The sequence below is a fragment of the Spiroplasma sp. DGKH1 genome (assembly GCF_040940205.1).
Classification (GTDB): domain Bacteria; phylum Bacillota_I; class Bacilli_A; order Mycoplasmatales; family Mycoplasmataceae; genus Spiroplasma.
The window spans coordinates 1-20,300 of the sequence record NZ_JASTWG010000006.1 but is presented as its reverse complement, the minus strand read 5'-3'; the positions used below and the strand labels follow the sequence as shown (position 1 = coordinate 20,300).

Below are 20,300 nucleotides of genomic sequence, written 5' to 3'. Positions count from 1 at the left end.
GTCATAATTCGGTAATTTTAATTATCAATTCTTTTGTTGGGGTTTTTGATTGGTTCAGCCGAACTATTCAGCGTTCGTTGGGCTAACCGCTTTTGCTTCCAACGGTTATAATAACTATTTAAATTTTCATTAAAGGTAATAATAACTAATCCTAGTAAAATAAACGCTGATCATACTCAATAGTATCATTGTAATTTATCAACATTAATTTCACTAATAAAGGTATTTCCTAAGATTTGTAAAACAGGAGTTCAAATTAACATTGTCAACTGGGTTGCTAAAGCATAAGTACCGTTTGATAATTTAACAGTTTCAAAGTACATTAAACGACCGGTCCCCATCACAATTCCTGATACATACACTAAAATTGCTTGTCAACCATATAAATCAAAACTGGATTTAAATACTACTCATCCTTGGTAACCAGGTTGGTTATCAATGGCAGAAGCAATTGGTAACGCAATAATTAACATTGTTCAAAAACTAATAAATGATTTAACCGATACCACTTCATAGTTAGATAGTTGAATTTTATTACTATGAAGAAAATAATCACTAATCGTTCCTTCAAAAGCATAACATAACGCCGCAACAAAAGATAATAAGACTCCGGCAATTAATTTTCAATCAATATGTTCTTTAATAAAGAAGTAGTTAAATAACATTCCAAAGGTAAATAAAGTGGTTATTAAAATCCCCACTAGGCCAAAACGGTTAATTTTTTCTTTTAACACAACCCGGCTAATAATCATACAATAAATTGGTGCCGTGTTTAAAATGACATTTCCTAGGGTTCCATCATTTAAAAATAACGCCGCAATCATTAATAACGCCATCGAAATTGGGCCCGCTAGTAAGCCAACACCCGCCATAATTCACACTCGCAAATGTTTTAATTTTAAAATTAAGTTTTTAATTGAAGAGTATAGACCAATCCCACACATATAACCAAACGGAAGGATTAAGGTATAAGTTAAATTTTTAAACTTATGATTATTATGCACAAGGTTTTTTCATTCTAAAAATCCAGTGGCAAATGCTACTAACAGAAAGGACATTAGTTCTTGAATTGTTGCTAAAAATATCGCATAAGTAATTTTAGTTGAGTTATCTCCCGCAAAAAAGAACACAAATAACGGTGTTAATGAATAAAAAATTGCCGAAGTAACACCAAAAATACTTGCTACAAACATATGACTTTTTGATTGTGCTAAATTTTTAGTTTCCATAAATGTCCCTTTTAAATCTCCTTTTTATTTTAAAATTATACCTTAATAATTTAAAAAAACAAATGGTTTTAATTTTTCTGAATTATTATTTATTCCCGAATTAAAAAACTGATTACTCAGTTTTTTTAATTATGTGGACTAAACGGATCAATTACTGTTTTTGTATCTGGTTCTTCGCGTTTTGCCATTTTGCGATCTAGTTTATAATAATCACCATTTGAGATGTTAATTCAATCCAAGATATCTTTAACTTCAGCTAGTTCTTCATAAAAATCAATGATAAATCAATCATAGAATTTATTAGTAACTAAATCACCTAGTTCGCGTGATCTTGCTGCAAAGTGATTAGTAATTTCCGCAAAGTGCTTACGATGATGAGCATATTCTTCCACAACTTCTTTAATTGATTTTAATTCTTTAAAGACAGGTTCTACTTTTGTCATTTCAAAAGTACCATCGCGATCCATTATAAAGTTCATAATCCGGCGTTGATGTAAAACTTCATCTTGCGCTTGAACTTGATAATAGTGAGCAAACCCGGGATAACCTAAGCGATCAGCATTAGTACTTAAGTTATAACAAATAAATTGCATCTTCGCATGTTCATCTAAATATTCTTGCAGATCTTTTTGCATTTCTTTTGTTAGCATTTTATCTAGCCTCTCTTTCTATCTGCCACAATTATAGCACTTTTATTTTATTTTTCTTAAATATTATTTATAATTTTTATAAATAATATTAATCTTCAATACTCATTTTTCAATTTTTATTATCTTCAATAAATAAATCTAATAATGGCTGGGGAATTTGTAATTCTGCTAAATCAGCTAATTTGATGCTAGTGCGAATTACTAACTCCTGTCCACTTTCGACTTTTTGTACTCATTGGGGTTCTGCAATTAATTCCCGCCCCATCGCCACTAGCGGAATGTTACTATCAAGGACTTTTAAGGCATCATCTGGAGTTTTCACACCCCCCACGGCAATTAGCGGGATTTTATCATGAAATCTGTTGATAATTTCATTAATAACTGGGGTTGGATTTTCTTTATTTCGTAAACTTTTGCGCCATACTCATGAATTTGAAATGTGAATATAATCTAATGGATATTTAACTAAGTGATCCATTAAAGCACAAGTGTCTTCTAAAGTAATACCGGGATTTTCGATTTCTTCGGGAGAAATCCGATACCCAACAATAAATGGTTTGGTACTATGTTCTTTCACAACAGCTAACACCTTTTCCACAACTGCTAAAGGAAATTTCATTCGTTTTTTAAGGGTTCCTCCTCATTCATCTTTCCGTTGGTTAGCATGGGGAGAAAAAAACTGTTGTAATAAATAGGTATTGGCCCCATGAATTTCAACCCCATCATAACCGGCTTTAATGGCGCGTAATGTCGCTGCCCCAAAATCTTCAATGGTATCCAAAATTTCTTCTGTTGTCATGGCACGGGGAGTTATTGCCCATTCGCGTAACGAAATAACAGCACTTGCCGATAATGGTTCTGGTAATAATAAAGTTTCACGGTGACATTCACGCCCTCCGTGATGAAGTTGCATAATAGCAACTCCTTGTTTCTCGTGAATTAAATCAGCTAATTTTTTTAAATTAGGAATGTACTTATCATCATCAATAGCTGGTTGGCCAATAAATGCCTTGCCGTTTCGGTTAACATAAGCACACCCAGTAATTACCATTCCGACTCCCGCAATCCGCGCTTGGTAATAATTTAATTCATCTAAGGTATATTTTCCGTTTTCAAAACCAGAAAAAGTTGTCATTGGTGACATTACAATTCGATTTTTAATGGTAACCTGGTTTGGAAATGTAAAGGGACTAAATAATTTTTCATATTTGTGATTCATAATAAATTTCTCCTTCAATTTATTAATAATTAAGCTACTACTACTTCACAACTAATTTCATCAGTAAAAATATTTGATGGTTGGTTGTGGGTCATAATCTTAAAGGTAAAACTAGTAATGTGGTTCTGGTGACTAAAAACTTTAAAATCAGTTAAACTAAAGTATTCCTCAAAGCTTTTGTTTTCATATCCTAAGTATGTCATTACTTTTGTTTTAATTAAGGTTTCTAATTCTTGCTGTTGGGAAATTTGATTATAGTTAATTTGGTGTTGGAGATAATACTCTAATTTTCAGTTTGCCAAGTTAGTATAATCAACATATTCTTTTTCATACAAATGTCCATTTTTTCGCAATTTAATTGGAGCAAATCATTGGGCATAAGCGGCCATTAGTAAACCAAAAATGGCAATCATTCATAACATCGCATAATCTAATGGGCGGTTATTCATCACAAATAAATCGGCGCCATTTTCCCGCTGTGTTTCTAGAACAAAGCGAATTAAGTTTCAACCAAAGAAATATAAACCAGCCTGGACTCCCGAGCGGGTAATTCAGTAACCTTCCGGGTTATTTAAACGGGTTAGTTCTTTCGCATCATTTACCCACCAATTTTTTAAACGGTTAATGGTTGGCGAAGAAGTCTCTTTAAATTTTTTTGATTTAATTTGTTCTAACTGTTTTTGGGTAGGATTATTATAGTAAAAAGCTTTATCCCATACTTCTTTTCAAGTTAATTTATCAGGTTCTTCAATTTTCCGGTTAAAGAAATGACGAACACTATACTTAAAATCAAACGGGTATTTTTGGGGATCTTTTTTTCATGGTTTTGGTCCTAAAACTTTCCCAAAATTAGGAACCACAAAAGTTAAGATTACTCATAAAATGAAGTTTCAGAATGATTCATATAAAAAGATTGGCGCTCTTCACTGAATAGTTCCCCCTCCGGGAACTAACTCAGGATGATCACCGACCCATTGGAAACAATTATCTCGAATAAAAGCTGGTAATCATTTTAATGATTCATAAGAAACAGGATCTCCTAATAATTCATGGTTAAAGAAGTTTCCTCATCTTCCTAATACCTGCCCTAATAAAATATTAGGTACAATACAGTCAATATATACTCACATTGAAACTCGTGATTTTCGTGCGACAAAGGCAAAGACAATAATTCCAACCACAACCCCAAATAACACTCCACCGTGAATACTCATTCCGGCTTTTCAAAAGGCAAATAATGATCAGAAGGGTGCCCCCCCATCATAACCAATTAAGGGCTGACTAGGATCCTCGTTATATTTTCCAAAAAAACTAGCGCCAAATAATGAAAACGGAATAATAATAAACACTGCTCAAATTAAGGGCTCCACAGGGACATTCTTAGTCTTCAACCGGACATAACTAGCAAAAACCGCTAAAATCATCCCGGTCGTAATAAATACCGCATACATATGAACTCAACCACCATATGTTGCAATAATATTATGGGGAGTATTATCCGGATTAATTCAACCTGGAGAAGGTTCGGCTAATAACAACTGATTTAACATTTTGTCATCCTTTCTTAAGATATCTTTTCCCACAATTTTAATTGTTTCTTTTATTATATATGATAAAGATTTTAAGTGCGGAAAAAAACAAAATATTTTAGTTTTTAAAATCTCGATTATGATAATATTTAAAAGGAGGTTAATAACCGAGACTGTTTAAAACACCAACAATTATTTTGTTGGTGTTTTTTTATTAATCATCCACAAAAAGGAGGTCTTTTTAATGAACAATGATACTAACCACCAAGAGTTTTATAATTTTGTATTTCCTGAATTTAAAGACAATAAGTTAATAGCAACTTGGGAAAAATGTCAAAGAGACACTGTCTCTGATGATCCGAATGATATTTTCTCGATCTTTTTTACCCAAAGTGTTAAATTAATTCAAGACCAATTTCAACTAGCAATTAAAATTGTGAAAGAAAAAATGCAAAATGGTGAAGAATCAAGCGCTATAGTCCCCAAAATATGTGAACAATTAGTTAAAAATATTACTACCATCCAATCTAGCACAAATATTGCGATGTTAAAAATTATTAATAATGATATTTGGAAAAAGATAACATACCATAATTTTCAAAAAATTCCTGGTAAGTCTCGAATCCCAACAGAAGAGAAAAAAATAATTGGAAGAATTAATAATTTTATCAAAAATAATGAAAACATCATGAAAAAAACTACCAAATGCTGAGAAAAAGAGAAAAAGAAAAATTTAACTAAAATTACTGATTTACTAACCGCTTATCTCAAACTTCCGGATGCTGAACAATTCCAATTTACTGAAATAAATGATTTTATCCTTAGTTACAAAGAGCAATTTAACATCCCAACAATATCACAAGAAATTACTACCCAATTTAAATTTTATCAAGCTAATCTGGCGGGGTTTAATTACGAAAGTCCCAGCGTATACGAAGAAAATTCACCCCTTGATATATCATTCTCAGAAATTAATCAAGGTACAGAATCAATTCGGTAAAGAAAAAATGAATTCATAAATGAATTCATTTTTGTTTACTCGTTATTTTTTATGTTGATCATGGGGATCAATACTACTAATATTTAAATCACCATGAATAATTAAGTCTTGGTCTTTTCCTAAGGCATTCGGAATAATTGTAAAGGTGTTTGAAATACCATCCGCGGCATGTTTGAATGGAATTTTAGCGACTGAGGCTAGGGAGTTTACTGCTCCGGTTTTATCTCGCCCATTCATTGGGTTGGCCCCTGGTGAGAATGGTACCCCCGCTTTTCTTCCATCGGGAGAATTACCAGTTGCTTTTCCATATACCACATTTGAAGTAATAGTTAGCACTGACATTGTTGGTTCCGAATTACGGTAGTGGTGTTGACGACGCACTTCATTCATAAAAGTTTTTACAACTTCAATTGCAATATCATCAGCACGATCATCATTATTACCATAAGTTGGGAAGTCTCCTTCAATGCGATAGTCAGTTACCACCCCGTCACTATCTTTTAATGGATAAACTTTGGCATGTTTAATTGCTGATAACGAGTCAGTTACAACTGATAATCCGGCAATTCCAGTGGCAAAGAAACGGTGAGCATTGGTGTCCATAAAACACATTTGACTTCTTTCATAGAAGTATTTGTCATGCATATAATGAATAATATTTAAGGCGTTACAATATACCCCTGCTAATCATTTCGCCATTTGCACAAATTTTGCTCATACTTCTTCATAATTTAATGGTGTATTTTCATCACCATGACAAGGTTCAAAGCGTGGTGACACTTGGTTTTTGTGGATTTCATCAACCCCACCATTAATAGCATATAATAATGTTTTTACTAAATTACAACGAGCACCAAAGAATTGCATTTGTTTTCCTACTCGCATTGGTGACACACAACAAGCAATTGCATAGTCATCCCCGTGGGTTGCGCGCATTAAATCATCATTTTCATATTGCATTGATGAATATAAAATTGAGTATTTAGCACAAAAAGCTTTAAATCCTTCTGGTAAGTGTTGTGATCATAAGATTGTTAAGTTTGGTTCGGGCGAAGGTCCCATGTTTGCTAACGTATGAATATAACGGAACGCTGTTTTAGTAACTAATGTTCGCCCATCAATTCCCATTCCCCCAATTGATTCAGTGGCCCAAATTGGATCCCCCGAGAATAATTGATTATATTCTGGTGTTCGCATAAATTTAACAATTCTTAATTTCATAATCATATGGTCAACTAGTTCTTGAACATCCGTTTCTGCTAAGACTCCATTTTTTAAGTCTCGTTCAATGTAAACATCTAAGAAACCACTTGTTCTTCCAAAACTCATCGCTGCTCCGTTGTTTTCTTTAATCGCTGCTAAGTATCCTAAATATGTTCATTGGAAAGCTTCTTTCGCATTAGCAGCTGGTTTCGAAACATCAAACCCATATGAAGCAGCCATTTTTTTAATTTCTTTTAACGCTAAAATTTGTTCAGATAATTCTTCTCGTAAACGAATAACATCTTCTGTCATTACTAAGGAAGTATTACGTTTATCTTCTTCTTTTTTGGCAATTAAATAATCTGCTCCATATAATGCTAAACGGCGATAGTCACCAATAATTCTTCCGCGACCATAAGCATCCGGAAGACCAGTAATAATATGTGACTTACGACAAGCACGCATATCTTCTGTATAAGCATCAAAAACCCCTTGGTTATGAGTTTTACGGTATTTTGTAAAAATTTCTACTACCCGGTCAGAAACTTTAAAACCATACGCTTCATTAGCAGCTTGGACCATCCGAACTCCTCCGTTTGGCATCATAGCTCTTTTAAACGGTTTTTCAGTTTGCACTCCAACTACTTTTTCCAAGTCTTTGTCTAAGTAACCAGGTGCATGGGAAGTAATTGTTGCTGGTAAATCTTCATCAGCATCCAACACTCCCCCATTCTCACGTTCTTGTTTTGTTAATTCCATAACTTTATCTCATAATTTTTTGGTAGCATCAGTTGGCCCTACTAAAAAACTATCATCACCAGTATATGGAACATAGTTACTTTGAATAAATCCGCGAGTGTCTACCTCATCTGTTCATTTACCAGCGGTAAAACCATCTCACTCAGGAAATCATGTTTTTCCCATTATTTTGTCCCCTCTTTTCTCTATATGTTATAAAACTAAAAGTAATGTTTTGACAAAATTATTTACTTTTGAAATTAAAAAAATAACGGTTGTAAAATATGCATTATTTCAAACAGAAAATAACTTTATCACATCAGAAATCCCACATTAAGTTAATAGTTTATATCTCTAACTATAAGTAATCGCTTAATAACAAATAAGTTTTAAAAACCTATCTGTTTTTATTATACTCCTAATAATTCTTTTTTCGCAATAGTTGCTAGCAAAAGATTACCAAAAATTACCAAAAGAAAATTTTCCTTTTAACAAGAAAAACTCTGGTCTTTTATTTTTGACGGCGTTTAAATCATTGGCGATGGGGCTTACTGTCAAGATTCTGAATTGCTTGGTTAAATTTGGTTTCATCTAACACAAATTCATGATTAATAATTTGGGCAAAGCCTGTTTTTAATTGTAATAACTTAATTTGTTCACTAAAGTATTTTTTTTGTCCCTTAACCGCCACAGCATTGATTTTTTTCCGGGCAATAAAATAACATAGTACGGGGATTAATAATCCCCCCCCGATAAAATTACCAATAAAAGCAGGAATTAAATTAACTAGGACAAAATATCCCACAGAAGATGCTGGTAGGACATGGGTGGCTGATAACTGATCACCAACCATAAAAATATTCATTCAAAAAATAAAGGTATTTGCCACAACATGTTGGAACCCCGCCACACAAAAAGCAAACAGGGCTAAGAAAATTCCTAAAAATGAAGCGGCCGCATTTTTTGAAGAATAAGTTAAATATAAAGTGGCCCCCACTAAAATATTACAATAAATTCCCGACATTAAATTATTTAAAAAGGTTTGGCCAATTTGCTGACCAGTTGGCGTTAACCCCTCAGCCAGGGCACTTCCGACAAATCCCATTTTGTGTTCAATCATTTGCATTGTTTCAGCACTTCATGAATCACCATGGGTATTTAAAGTCACTGCTTTATCACCAGTTAAGATGTGACCATATACAACGGCAAAATAAATCACAACTGCGGCTAATAAACTTCCTAAAAAGTTTCCTAAAAAAACTAGCATTAAGTTGCGATAAAATTTTCACGGACTAGCAGCACCAATGCTACTATTAATAAATCCGACACAATGGGAAGTATATAATCCTCCTCCTAAAAAGGTCACTAAAATTAGCCCAATTGGAAAGGTAATTCCAAAAATTAATTGTTTAACTCCCGTTGTCGTAACACCCTGCATTGCAAACAACGCCACAATGTAACCCAACGAAATAAACAATCCACCTAAGATTCCGTTGATAATTGTATTCATCACACTAGCATTAATCTTTTTATTTGATGCTTCAAAAGCACCAATAATTGCTTGTTCTGAATAAGAGTGATGTTCATCAAGAATACTTAGATCAACTGTTGACAACTTAGTTAGTTGTTGTTGATATTTTACAATCTGCGTAAGTTTCTTATCCATTCAATAATTTTCCTCTCTGTATTACGCTAGTATGTACTTATCTAATTACAAATAAAAGAATTTGCACCTCAGATAAATAAATACCGGTAATATTATACAATAAAAAATAAAAAATTTACAAATTTAGTAATTTTGTAAAAAGGTCCCAACACTCTTCTAAACCTTGTTTTTTCTCACTAGAAGTTTTAATAAAATAATCCGCGGGGTTAAAATTTAACATTGTTTTAATTTTTTGTTCATTTTTTTTAATATCATTTTTCTTTAACTTATCTAATTTGGTTCCAATAATAACGGTTGGAATTTGATAATGCTGTAAATACTCATACATCGTAATATCATCGCTGGTGGGGTTATGGCGTAAATCAACTAATAAACAAACAAAAACTAAGTTAGCACGCGATGATAAATATTCTTCCATCATTGTACTAAATGCTAATTTTTGTTGGTTATTAACTTTGGCAAACCCATAACCAGGGGCGTCAACAATTCGAAACTGGTTATTATTAATACTAAAAAAATTTAGCATTCTTGTTTTACCAGGAGTTTGCGACACCTTGGCGAGCTGACGACGATTAGTTAACATATTAATAAAGCTTGATTTACCAACATTACTTTTTCCTAAGAAACAAATTTCTTTGACCTCATCATTAATTCAGCCTTTTTTATCAACTGCCGAAGTAAGGTAGGTTGCTGTTTTAACTGTGAACATCCCTAATCTCCTTTCTGCTGCTTATTAATTTCATACATTAAAATTGTTCCCGCCTGGGCAACATTTAACGAGTCTAACTGCGCATTAATTTTAATTTTAACATTTAAATCACTATTATCTAGGATTATTGGTGATAATCCACTACCTTCGTTGCCTAAGCAAACGGCATATTTTTGGTCAGGATCAAAAGTGGTTGTTTCCAAAAATGTCGAGTTATCACTAAGATTAGTGCTAATAATTTGATAGTGTTCTTTTTTTAGCTGGGTCAAAAATTCCGACACCGGGTGAGAAATTACATGAATATTCAAATAAAATAAGGCCCCTTGACTAGCACGAATAACTTTATCATTAAATAAGTCAACCCCATTATGAACTAAAAAAATATTGGGAAAATTAAACCCCAAACTAGTTCGTAATAATGTTCCTAAGTTTCCAGGGTCTTGGATATTTTCCAAAATTAAAGCATTGTGATGATAATCAATTTTTTGGTGGTCAAAATATTTGGCTAAGTTAATAATTCCTAAGATTGGTTGGCTTGTAACACTTGTTGATAGTTTCTTAATAATTTGGTTAGTTACTATAATAATATTTACATTTTGGTATTGGTTAACTAGATGTAAATTATCTTGTGTTACTAAAATCTCCACTAATAAATTATTATCATAGGCACTACTAATTAAGTGCAAACCTTCAATCAAAGCTAACTGTTTGGCGTGACGAATTTTATTATGCTTTAATTTGCCTAATTCTTTAATGTATTCATTTTGACTTGAATTAATTTCACGATAACCCATAATTTTCTCTTTTCTTTTTAATCAACATATAAAAACCCAACAATATAGCGTTTTGTTGTTGGATTAGCCCAATCTTTTTTCGTTGCTTTTGTTTTACGCATAATAGTCACCATTGAACGGGGACGTTTCGGCGGATCTTGCATTTTGCCTAATAACACTGTCAACGCTGTTTTATTATTTTCTTTATTATAGTCCTCCGTATCTTTAACACCCTCTTGTTTGGCCATAATTCGCACCTTATTTTTTTTAAATCATTTTTGAAAATGAACATAATCATGGTATGACCATTCTTTTTCTTCTCAACCTAAAATAATACGGTCTTTTTTTTCATCTCATCCCACTAAATAATCCCGAATCTGGGTATTTGCGGTTGGTCCTTGTTCCATCATTTTAAAAGTACGGGCAATTGTTTGGTCAATTGTTTCAAAACCATAACCAACAAAAGCATTCCCAACTCAATGGTGTTTATAAATTGGCTTGACAGGATCCATTGGTTCAGTAAAAGTAATCGCATATGACCAATACTTATCATCTGATTTACTTTTAAATAATTCATAACCAAATTTTTCATGTTTAATAACAACACAATCTTTTTTAATTAAAATTACTAAATCTTTAAAGGCATCAATAAATTGTTGTTTTTCATCCTGGGTCAAATGGGCTTTTAACTTAGCTTCTTTCATATTAATAATCCGCTGCGTATAATAGGAAACCATTAATGCACCACCTTTTTGCTAACTTTCCGTTATTCTATTATATGATATATTTTATATTTTATTAGGGTTTAAGTCAAAGTAAATCGTGAAAACCTTGGTATTAGGTTTCAAGCGGATTTTGATAAAAATCGTTCTCATATTTTTCTAAAATAAATAGTAAAAAATCAATATAAACAAAAATTAAGATGTACTCATCTTTTTTCAAAAAATTCAGACTATTATGAATAACCAATGAATCTGGATAATGGGTAATCCGATTGCGCACATAAATCACATCATGTCATAACTCTAACCACAATTCAAAATTACCTGGTTCTAACTTTTTAATGAAAAAATCCAATAAAAATTGCTGTTCTTTCTTTTGATAATTTTCATTCAAAAGTTCATTAACTTTTTTGCTATATTTACTATAAATATCATTCTTATTATTAAAGAGTTTTTCATCATAATTTTTTAGTTCCTTTTTCATTTGATCTAAATACCCAATTATTTTATTTCAATCACAATAATAGGTTAAAAATAGCTTTTTAATACAATTAACCAAGTTTGAATAATTAAAAGCAGTTTCTAAATAATTTAAATCATCACTACTAATAATCTTTTTTAAATAGGGAATTGTTTGGGTAATTTGAATTTTTAAATTAGTTAAGATCTGGCGCTGAATTTTATGGTTATAATTAGCATTTGGTGGTTGAGATGAATTACTAGCTAGAAAAATAATTTTATTATCAACAATTTCTTGGGTTCATTGTAGAAATAAAATTAAATAATTATCAATCTTATTATCAGCTAATAATTCCAAGGTAAGAATGTTATTTAAAAAGGGATCAAAAATTTTATCCATTAAAAATAAATAATCTTGTTTAACCGGGTGATCTAGAAAGATCTGATGAAATTTGGCTAATTGGGCCATTAAAATCTTGTGTTTGGTAGTTAGTGATAGCAAATCAATCATTATTTTTTTTTAATTACCTCCTTAAAATAAAAAAAGAGAAAGCCAATGGCATCTCTCTGAGTTAAGTATAACATTGTTAAAATAAAAACAAACCATTTTCTGATTTTTTTATGTTAACTTTTAAAATTTTGGTTTGTTGCGATTTAATATTAATTAAAATAATAATAGCAGTTAATAATTGAATTTTCTAAATAAAAATAGTAATTAAGTTAATTACTATTTAAAATACTTTGTTTTAATAAATTCAACTAAACTTTCCACCATCACTCCGGTTCCCCGACCATGATAATCAGCAGTTCCCGCAATATCTAAGTGTAACCATGGGGTTTCTGCGGCAAATTTACTAATAAAAGCAGCACCATTCCCTACTCCATATTCACGGTTAGTAGACGCGTTTTTAAAATCAGCAATTTCAGAAATTAGATTATCATAATTCTCTAACTGAATTGGTAATCATCAAGCTGGTTCGCCGGTATTCTTAGTAACCTTTATAAAATTCTTTCCTAACTTTTCATTGTTGCTAAATAGTCCACTAATGTTAACTCCCAAAGCATTTTTAACCGAACCAGTTAAAGTGGCAACATCAATAATTGTGGTGGGATCATAAGTTTGTTTGGCATAACTAATTCCATCGGCTAACACCAGCCGCCCTTCAGCATCGGTGTTATTAATTTCAACATATCACCCAGCGTGTGATTTAACAACACTTTCAGTTAAAATCGCATTACCCCCAATGGCATTTTCGGTTAACATTGCAATTGCAAGTACATTAGCGGATACTGCTTGTTCGGCTATTGCACTAATGGCAGCTAACACAATGGCAGCCCCTGACATATCAAATTTCATCCCTAACTGACCACTGCTACTTTTTAAACAATAACCACCACTATCAAAAGTTATTCCCTTGCCTATCAAAGCAGTCTGGTATTCACTAGTAGTTTTATCACCTTGATACTCTACAACAATCATACAAGCCGGGTGGCTACTACCCTGGTTTACTGCTAATAATAAATTTAATCCCATTGTTGTTAAATCTTGATTTTCATAAATTTTCATTGTTAAATTCTTGGCATTTTTTAACTTGTCTTTTCAAAAATTAGCAAATAAAACCGGGGTCATTAAATTAGCTGGCATATCTTGTAAATACCGCGCTGTATTAACCCATTGCATAAGGTGCTGGGTAGTTGTAATAAGTTCTTCTCAGTGTGGATAAGCTGGGTGGTAAACTAAAAGATTATAATCCTGATTTGGAAGGCTTTTTTTAAATTTACATTTTTGGGGATTAAAAACATATAAAATTGCTTTCAGACTTGTTTTTAATAACTCTGGGCAATTAGGAAGGGTGACTGAAAAATTGCTAAAATCAAATAATATTTGGGAAGTTGAAATCTCGCTTAAAACATTAATTAACTTTTTTTTATAATGAAATAAATCGCCTAATAAATCATCGGAAACTGCTAATTCAATGTAGGGTTGATCGTCGTTGGTAATATTTTGGAAGGTAATTTTCTGCTTACTTGTTTTTTGAATAATAAAAATAATTGGTAAATATCCTGGACTTTTTTGCTGACTAGTTGCTTGAATTGTTAGCATCCTATCGCTTCCCTTCTCATTCCATAAAAGCAGCTTTAATTTGGAGTAATAATTCTTTTAAAAATACTTGTGAACAACCAAAATTTAACCGAAAGAAAAATTCCCCATTTTGAACAAAATCTTTTCCATATGAAAGAATAATATTTTTCTTTAAAAAGAGTGTCTCCAGTTCCTCGGCAGTTAAGCCGGTTTCAGCAAAATTAATCCAAGCAAAAAAAGAAGCATCACTATGCATTACTTGACAAAATGGAAGTTCGGTTTGAAAAAACTCTTTAACAATCACAAAATTATTTCATAAATACGCATTTAACTGCGCTAGATAGTCCGCACCCTTATCATAAGCAGCCATTAGCGCAATTGCCCCAAAGGTATTTGGTGAAGTAACCCGGTTAACTTTCATACAATTTAAAAATCTTGTTGTTAATGTTTCATCGGGTATGACAACATAACTTGTTTTAAAACCACCAAAATTAAAGGCTTTATTGGGACTAGTACAAACTATTAAATGAGAATAATGTTCAGGAAAAGCTAAACAACTAGTAAATGTTACTTCCTGGTTGATAATTAAATCACGGTGAACCTCATCAGCAATAACTAATACCTGGTGCTTTTGACAAATTGTTAACATTTTTTTCAAATCTTGTTTACTTCATACAATTCCCCCCGGATTATGGGGTGAACAAAAAATAAAAATTTTAACCTGGTTATTAATAATTTGATTTTCAAAATCAGTAAAATCAATTTGATAACTATTATCCCGGTACAACAAATTATTACAAACTAAGATCCGGTTATTATCAATAATACTTTCTCCAAACGGACCATAAACAGGTGTTTGTACTAAAATACGATCTTGGGGATTACTAAACTCTTGGATTAAATAATATAAAGTTCCGACTGTTCCGTAAGTTAAATGAATTCATGAAGGTTGGAGATTAACCTTGAACCGTTCTTGGTGTCATTTAATAATACTTTGATAAAACTGGGCGGGGACATAGTTATAACCATAAATATTAGTTTCCACTCTTTTTTTAATAACATCGACAACCTCAACTGGACATTTAAAATCAGTATCACCAATTCACGCGGAATAAATTTTTTGGTGGGGATTAATCTGGTAAGTTTGCGTTAAATATTCAATATTTCATTTGCGATCATATGTTCCGCTACGATCGACAATTTCATCAAAATTATATTTCATTCTTTTCACCTATTTCTATTTATTTTTTGATGACCTTATTTAATAATTCATAATAGACTAAATCTAAAAACTGAATTAAAGTTTGGGCTGTGATAGAATAACTATCTCAAATTTGTTGTTCATCACAATGAATAATAATTTTGTTTTTAACATCATTAAAGAACTGGGTTGGATACTGACCCGTAATTACATAGATTTGTAAATTATTAGTATTTTCTTCGACAGTCGCTAAAAAATTTGCTAACTGTTTATTTTGTCCACTTAGGGTAATAAACAAACAAATATCCTCATCGTGAATTAAATTAATTTGGTTTTCCATTAAATTATAATCATTCAAACAAAAAGTTTGAATGTTTAGTCATCCCAACCGGGTTGCTCAAATACTGGCAATTTTATAAGCTAGCGAAAAAGCAAAAATATGAATCCTTTTTCGCTCATTAATTATTTTGGCTAAATTATAAATTGTTAAGTCTTCATATAAATTGCTTAATTCTAAACTAGCTTGGTATTTAATTGCATTGTATTGATTTAAAAACTTCATTGATTGATTTAATAAACTATTATCAATCGCATACGACATATCATCACTAATATGGTACAGACTTAAAAACTTCAAGACCATTTTTAATTCTTTAAAGCCACTTAACCCTAAACTATTACAAAAACGAATGACAGTAGTAGTAGAGACATTACTTAATTTTGCAATATCAACAATTGATAATTTACTAATATGGTCTAAATTATCTAAAATAACACTTGCAATTGAGCTCCGAATTGGATTGTCATCTTTTGCTAACTCTTTAATTTGTTTCAATAGTTGTTGTTTTGCCATAATATGTTGCTTCCTTAAGTTCTTAACGCTTCAATAAATTAATTAAAGCATGGGAATGTTTAGTTAAATATTCAAAACCATTAGCAGTAACTAATATATCATCTTCAATCCGCACTCCCCCAATGTTGGGTAAATAAATCCCTGGTTCAACAGTAACCACCATTCCCGCTTGTAACGGCGTATTATCATATGTTGCAAGCCGCGGGGCTTCATGAACCTCTAAACCAACCCCATGACCAGTTTGATGGACAAAATATTCCCCATATCCCCTTTGATTAATATAATCATAACATATTTGATGAATATCCGCTGCTTTAACACCCGGGGCAATTGCTTGAACACCTAAACGTTGCGCAGTTTGCACAACTTCATAGATTTCTTGTAACTGCGAACTAATCTCACCAACAGCTAATGTTCGCGTCATATCCGAATAATACCCTTGGTAAACACAGCCAAAATCAATAGTTACTAATTCACCTTGCTTAATTGGCTTGGTAGTTGGTTTACCATGGGGTAAGGATCCCCGTACTCCGGAGGTAACAATTGCCCGGGGATAAATTTTATCCGCTCCCAGATTGGTAAACGTGGCAAAAATAATATTTTCAATGTCATCTTCAGTCATTCCAACATTAAAATTATCAATGACTTGTTGTAAGGCCTGGTCTGTAATTCAAGCTGAATGTTGTAATAATTTAATTTCTTCGGGGGTTTTAACCATTCGTAATTGGCGGACTGAAGTTGGAATTAATGGAATACCAAGATTTTCTTGATACATTAAATAAAAATCATATGTTAAATATTCATTTTCAAACCCAAGTTTTTTAATATTGGTAGTGGTAATTAAGGCTTTTAGATCTTTAAAAAGATCTTTAATTGCAATAATTTTTGCATTCTGCACTTTTGTTTTAGCATCCGTAAGATATCTTCCATCTAGTAATAAAAATGCTTGGGTACGGGTAATTAATAAATAACCCGACGAAGATGGGAAATTAGTGTATCAATACCGGTTTACTTTTGAAGTGATTAAAATCGCATCTAAATCATTGGTAACTAATAAATCATTAACAACCTTATTTTTCATAATATTGACCTTCTAATAAACAATATTCAATGATTGATTTAACCATCGTCCCTTTTCCCCGATCATCAATATAAGCGGTTCCCGCAATATCAATGTGGAGAAATGGTAACCCTTCTGTAAAATTATCTAAAAATGCCATTGAATTACCAGTGGGATTATATTTATCATAAGAATGGTTAACTAAATCAGCATATTGAGTATTACTCATCGCTTGATAGTTTTCACTGGTAACTGGCATCCGTCAAAATGTTTCATGGGCTTGGTGAGTTGCTTGGTAAAAGCGATTGAATAATTCATCGCTAGTTGCCATCGCCCCCGTTACATATTTCCCCAGCCCTTTAATCATAGCCCCGGTTAAAGTAGCAACAGCAATAATTTTTGTTGCTTGCAATTTTTGAATTGCATAAGTAATGGCATCCGCCATTACCATCCGTCCCTCGGCATCAGTTGAAGTGATTTGGACTGTTTTGCCATTCATTGCCCGCACAATTGATGTGTTAAGAGTAGTTGCCCCCCCCAATCCGATTATCTGTTAAGGGTGCGAGGGCAACGACATTAATTTTAGGAGCTAGTTGACTAACTCCATACATTGCACTAATCACACTGGCCGCGCCGGACATGTCATAGCGCATATTGACCATACCACTTGGTGGTTTTAAGACATAACCCCCGCTATCAAAGGTAATTCCTTTTCCAATAAAAGCTGTTTTTTCAGTGGTTGTGGGATCATTATGATATTCAACAATTAGAATTTTTCCTTCATCCACACTCCCTTGGTTAACAGATAAGAATAACCCCATTTTTAACTTTTTAATATCTTCTAAATTTAAAACTGAAATTTTTAAGTTTTTAAGAGGATGGTACTTATTAGTAATAATATCCACAAAAGCAGCTGGATAAATAATATTGGGCGCTCCATCTTGTAAATCCCGGGCTAAATTAACACTAGTAATTTCAGCTAGTAAACGCTGATATAAACTATCAATTTCAGGATAACTTGTTTTAAGCAGATAATGTTCTGTTTTTGGTTGAACATTTGATCGCATTGTTCAGGCGGGATGGGTAGCCTCTAAAATTGCTTCTATAATTGCACTAATAATTTCGATGTTATCAAGCGTAAAAGAATCAATGTCAACTAATAAGTTAAAATTATTACGCTGAATAAATTTTTTTAAACTTGCCCTCATGGTTTGATAACAATCCGGATCGCTAAGTTTACCTGCTAAGTAAAAAGTATGGGTACTATCTAAAAATGAAATAGCCCCTGGTGTTTTATCCACAAAAATATTATTGTACTGTGGGTCTTCTTTTCCTAAAAACTTTAATGTTGCCTGATATTTTTGGGATTGATCATTAATAAAAATCATTATGTCATCTCCTTCTAACTTTCGGATTTCATCTTAATCATTTGCTGTTTGACATCTTCAACTTGAATGCCGACAATAATTTGATGACTAGTTGGCGAAATTGTTTTTACTCCCACAGCACCAACCGCTTTAACATCCGCATCTGAAATTTCTAACGGGTTTTTTAAAGTGATCCGTAATCGGGAAAAACAATTTTCTAACTTAGCAATGTTAGCTCAGCCACCTAATAGTTTTAAAATTTTTTGCGCCATTAAATAGTTAGGGCTATTGGTTGCTTTGTCTCTTTTTTTAGAATTAGTATCTTTAGCTCCGGTATCTAAAATTGCCCCCATTTTAGTTGATTGGGTTTCATCTTCGCGACCAATTGTTTTAATATTGAATTTTTTAATTGCAAAGTAGAAGACAGCAAAGTAAATTGCGGCATCAACTACCCCGCATGGAAAGACTAATCATCATTTTGTGCCAATTCCTTGTAATGGTCCGTAAACTATAAAACTAATCAAGTCACCACCAACCCCAACTGAGGCTCCAATCGCTCCTCATACGACATAGCCCACCGCTACCATAAAAGCATGGAAAATATATAATCACGGACAAATAAATAAGAATAAGAATTCAATTGTTTCAGTAATTCCGCCCACGGCAGTAGCAACAATTCCTGAAATAATAACTCCTTTAACAAATGCTTTGCGTTCTGGTTTAGCAGTTACATACATGGCAATCCCAGCAGCTGGTAATCCAAAGGCAATTGGTAAAATATAAGATCCTGTTAATCATTTTGCAATATCAGGACTTAGCGGAATTCCATTCGCTAGCGATTCTTTCATTGCATAATAGTTCCCTGAAACTGTTTTAATTGTCCCATCTAATAGTTGTAAATCATATGTTCCGCCCACGGCAGTATAATTAAACATTGAATTTATCATATGGTGGAGTCCCGCTGGACATAACAACCGACTAATTAGAATGAAGATCCCCGGTCCAAACACCCCTAAATGTTTTAACGCTCGGCCAAAGTAATATAGTCCTTTACAAATAAATGGTCAAATAATTGTTAAGACTAACCCAAAAGCAGTAAAAACAAATAAACATAAGACAGGGGTAAAACGTTTCCCACTAAAGAATGCAATCCCTGAGGGTAATTTTTGGTATTGAAAACGTTCATGCATTTTTCAAACAATAATTCCAATAATCATTGCCCCTAAAACATTTAAGTCCATTCCGTTGGGATAACCAAAAACATTTTTAACAATTTTAATATCACTTGCTTTAATTCCCCCACTGTTTAAAATTCAGTCACTAAATTCTGGGGGTAGCACTCCTAAGAATCAATTAATAGTAGCTTCGGTTGCAACATATGCTAAAAAAGCACTAAACGCAGCAGTTCCTTTATTATCACTAGCTAGTCCAATTGGAATTGCCATACAAAATGCTAATGGTAAAATATCAAAGAAAAATGACCCAATTAATTCAATAAAACCAAAAAAGCCTTTTAATCCTTTTCAACTGCCGCTATTAACAGCAACATTACACATTTTTAAAAAGTCATCACTTCCAAAAGCACTCCCAACTCCTAAGAAAATTCCGGCTACTGATAATACAGCAATTGGTAACATAAATGTCCCACCCAATTGCTGCATGAAACCAAAAAATTTATTATCGGTACGGGGTTTCTTATTACGCATTGGTGCAAACCATCGTTGCAAAAAATTACTGACTTTTTTGAAATCCCCAACTGATTTTGAATATCTAAAATAAAATAGACACGTAAAAAATAAGTTTATGTGTAATAATTTTATTGAAAGGTATTCTTTTTAT

18 protein-coding genes are annotated in these 20,300 nt (G+C 32.5%); 1 reads left to right on the top strand and 17 read right to left on the bottom strand.

Annotation, left to right across the window (positions count from 1 at the left end):
- Positions 1 to 17 precede the first annotated feature (17 nt).
- The 4 genes from QPK10_RS05240 to QPK10_RS05225 all read right to left on the bottom strand — a co-directional run bounded on the left by QPK10_RS05240 (position 18) and on the right by QPK10_RS05225 (position 4,648).
- Positions 18 to 1,229: a hypothetical protein gene (locus QPK10_RS05240; RefSeq protein WP_368486954.1), complete on the bottom strand. Its 1,212-nt coding sequence runs from the start codon at positions 1,227 to 1,229 to the stop codon at positions 18 to 20.
- Positions 1,230 to 1,354: 125 nt separating this feature from the next.
- On the bottom strand, positions 1,355 to 1,879 hold the full coding sequence (locus QPK10_RS05235) for a ferritin-like domain-containing protein (protein WP_368486953.1): 525 nt from the start codon (positions 1,877 to 1,879) through the stop codon (positions 1,355 to 1,357).
- An 88-nt stretch (positions 1,880 to 1,967) separates the two neighbouring features.
- Positions 1,968 to 3,098, bottom strand: coding sequence for an NADH-dependent flavin oxidoreductase (locus QPK10_RS05230; RefSeq protein ID WP_368486952.1), 1,131 nt, complete (start codon positions 3,096 to 3,098; stop codon positions 1,968 to 1,970).
- Positions 3,099 to 3,127: 29 nt separating this feature from the next.
- Positions 3,128 to 4,648 (bottom strand): prolipoprotein diacylglyceryl transferase family protein, encoded by a 1,521-nt coding sequence (locus tag QPK10_RS05225; protein WP_368486951.1) that lies wholly within the window; start codon positions 4,646 to 4,648, stop codon positions 3,128 to 3,130.
- 223 nt (positions 4,649 to 4,871) lie between these two features.
- On the opposite strand from QPK10_RS05225, the gene QPK10_RS05220 reads away from it, so the two are divergent.
- On the top strand, positions 4,872 to 5,627 hold the full coding sequence (locus tag QPK10_RS05220) for a hypothetical protein (RefSeq protein ID WP_368486950.1): 756 nt from the start codon (positions 4,872 to 4,874) through the stop codon (positions 5,625 to 5,627).
- Positions 5,628 to 5,669: 42 nt separating this feature from the next.
- Here QPK10_RS05220 and pflB read toward each other — a convergent pair whose 3' ends face one another.
- From pflB to QPK10_RS05155, 13 genes are all read right to left on the bottom strand, one after another.
- Positions 5,670 to 7,754 carry a formate C-acetyltransferase gene (gene pflB, locus QPK10_RS05215; protein WP_368486949.1) on the bottom strand — a complete coding sequence of 695 codons (2,085 nt, stop codon included), beginning with the start codon at positions 7,752 to 7,754 and terminating at the stop codon, positions 5,670 to 5,672.
- 325 nt (positions 7,755 to 8,079) lie between these two features.
- A complete protein-coding gene (locus tag QPK10_RS05210; protein ID WP_368486948.1) occupies positions 8,080 to 9,234 on the bottom strand; it encodes a formate/nitrite transporter family protein in 1,155 nt (384 codons plus the stop codon).
- A 115-nt stretch (positions 9,235 to 9,349) separates the two neighbouring features.
- Positions 9,350 to 9,943, bottom strand: coding sequence for a ribosome biogenesis GTP-binding protein YihA/YsxC (yihA, locus tag QPK10_RS05205; RefSeq protein ID WP_368486947.1), 594 nt, complete (start codon positions 9,941 to 9,943; stop codon positions 9,350 to 9,352).
- A 2-nt stretch (positions 9,944 to 9,945) separates the two neighbouring features.
- A complete protein-coding gene (locus QPK10_RS05200) occupies positions 9,946 to 10,737 on the bottom strand; it encodes a TrmH family RNA methyltransferase (RefSeq protein WP_368486946.1) in 792 nt (263 codons plus the stop codon).
- Between the two features lie 17 nt (positions 10,738 to 10,754).
- The gene (locus tag QPK10_RS05195) at positions 10,755 to 11,453 is read right to left on the bottom strand and encodes a hypothetical protein (RefSeq protein ID WP_368486945.1); all 699 of its coding nucleotides are present in this window, start codon (positions 11,451 to 11,453) and stop codon (positions 10,755 to 10,757) included.
- A gap of 100 nt (positions 11,454 to 11,553) precedes the next feature.
- On the bottom strand, positions 11,554 to 12,408 hold the full coding sequence (locus tag QPK10_RS05190; RefSeq protein WP_368486944.1) for a hypothetical protein: 855 nt from the start codon (positions 12,406 to 12,408) through the stop codon (positions 11,554 to 11,556).
- Positions 12,409 to 12,624: 216 nt separating this feature from the next.
- Complete coding sequence (locus tag QPK10_RS05185; RefSeq protein ID WP_368486943.1) at positions 12,625 to 14,001, bottom strand: M17 family metallopeptidase; 1,377 nt, start codon at positions 13,999 to 14,001, stop codon at positions 12,625 to 12,627.
- Position 14,002: 1 nt separating this feature from the next.
- Positions 14,003 to 15,202, bottom strand: coding sequence for a MalY/PatB family protein (locus tag QPK10_RS05180; RefSeq protein ID WP_368486942.1), 1,200 nt, complete (start codon positions 15,200 to 15,202; stop codon positions 14,003 to 14,005).
- A gap of 19 nt (positions 15,203 to 15,221) precedes the next feature.
- The gene (locus QPK10_RS05175; protein ID WP_368486941.1) at positions 15,222 to 16,034 is read right to left on the bottom strand and encodes a MurR/RpiR family transcriptional regulator; all 813 of its coding nucleotides are present in this window, start codon (positions 16,032 to 16,034) and stop codon (positions 15,222 to 15,224) included.
- A 22-nt stretch (positions 16,035 to 16,056) separates the two neighbouring features.
- Positions 16,057 to 17,115, bottom strand: coding sequence for a M24 family metallopeptidase (locus QPK10_RS05170; protein ID WP_368486940.1), 1,059 nt, complete (start codon positions 17,113 to 17,115; stop codon positions 16,057 to 16,059).
- Positions 17,105 to 17,635, bottom strand: a complete 531-nt coding sequence (locus QPK10_RS05165) for a hypothetical protein (protein ID WP_368486939.1) — start codon at positions 17,633 to 17,635, stop codon at positions 17,105 to 17,107. The genes QPK10_RS05170 and QPK10_RS05165 overlap by 11 nt, the downstream gene beginning before the upstream one ends.
- Positions 17,613 to 18,482 (bottom strand): hypothetical protein, encoded by an 870-nt coding sequence (locus QPK10_RS05160; protein WP_368486938.1) that lies wholly within the window; start codon positions 18,480 to 18,482, stop codon positions 17,613 to 17,615. Before QPK10_RS05160 ends, QPK10_RS05165 begins: the two co-directional genes overlap by 23 nt.
- 14 nt (positions 18,483 to 18,496) lie before the next feature.
- The gene (locus tag QPK10_RS05155) at positions 18,497 to 20,167 is read right to left on the bottom strand and encodes a PTS transporter subunit EIIC (RefSeq protein WP_368486937.1); all 1,671 of its coding nucleotides are present in this window, start codon (positions 20,165 to 20,167) and stop codon (positions 18,497 to 18,499) included.
- Between the last annotated feature and the right edge of the window lie 133 nt (positions 20,168 to 20,300).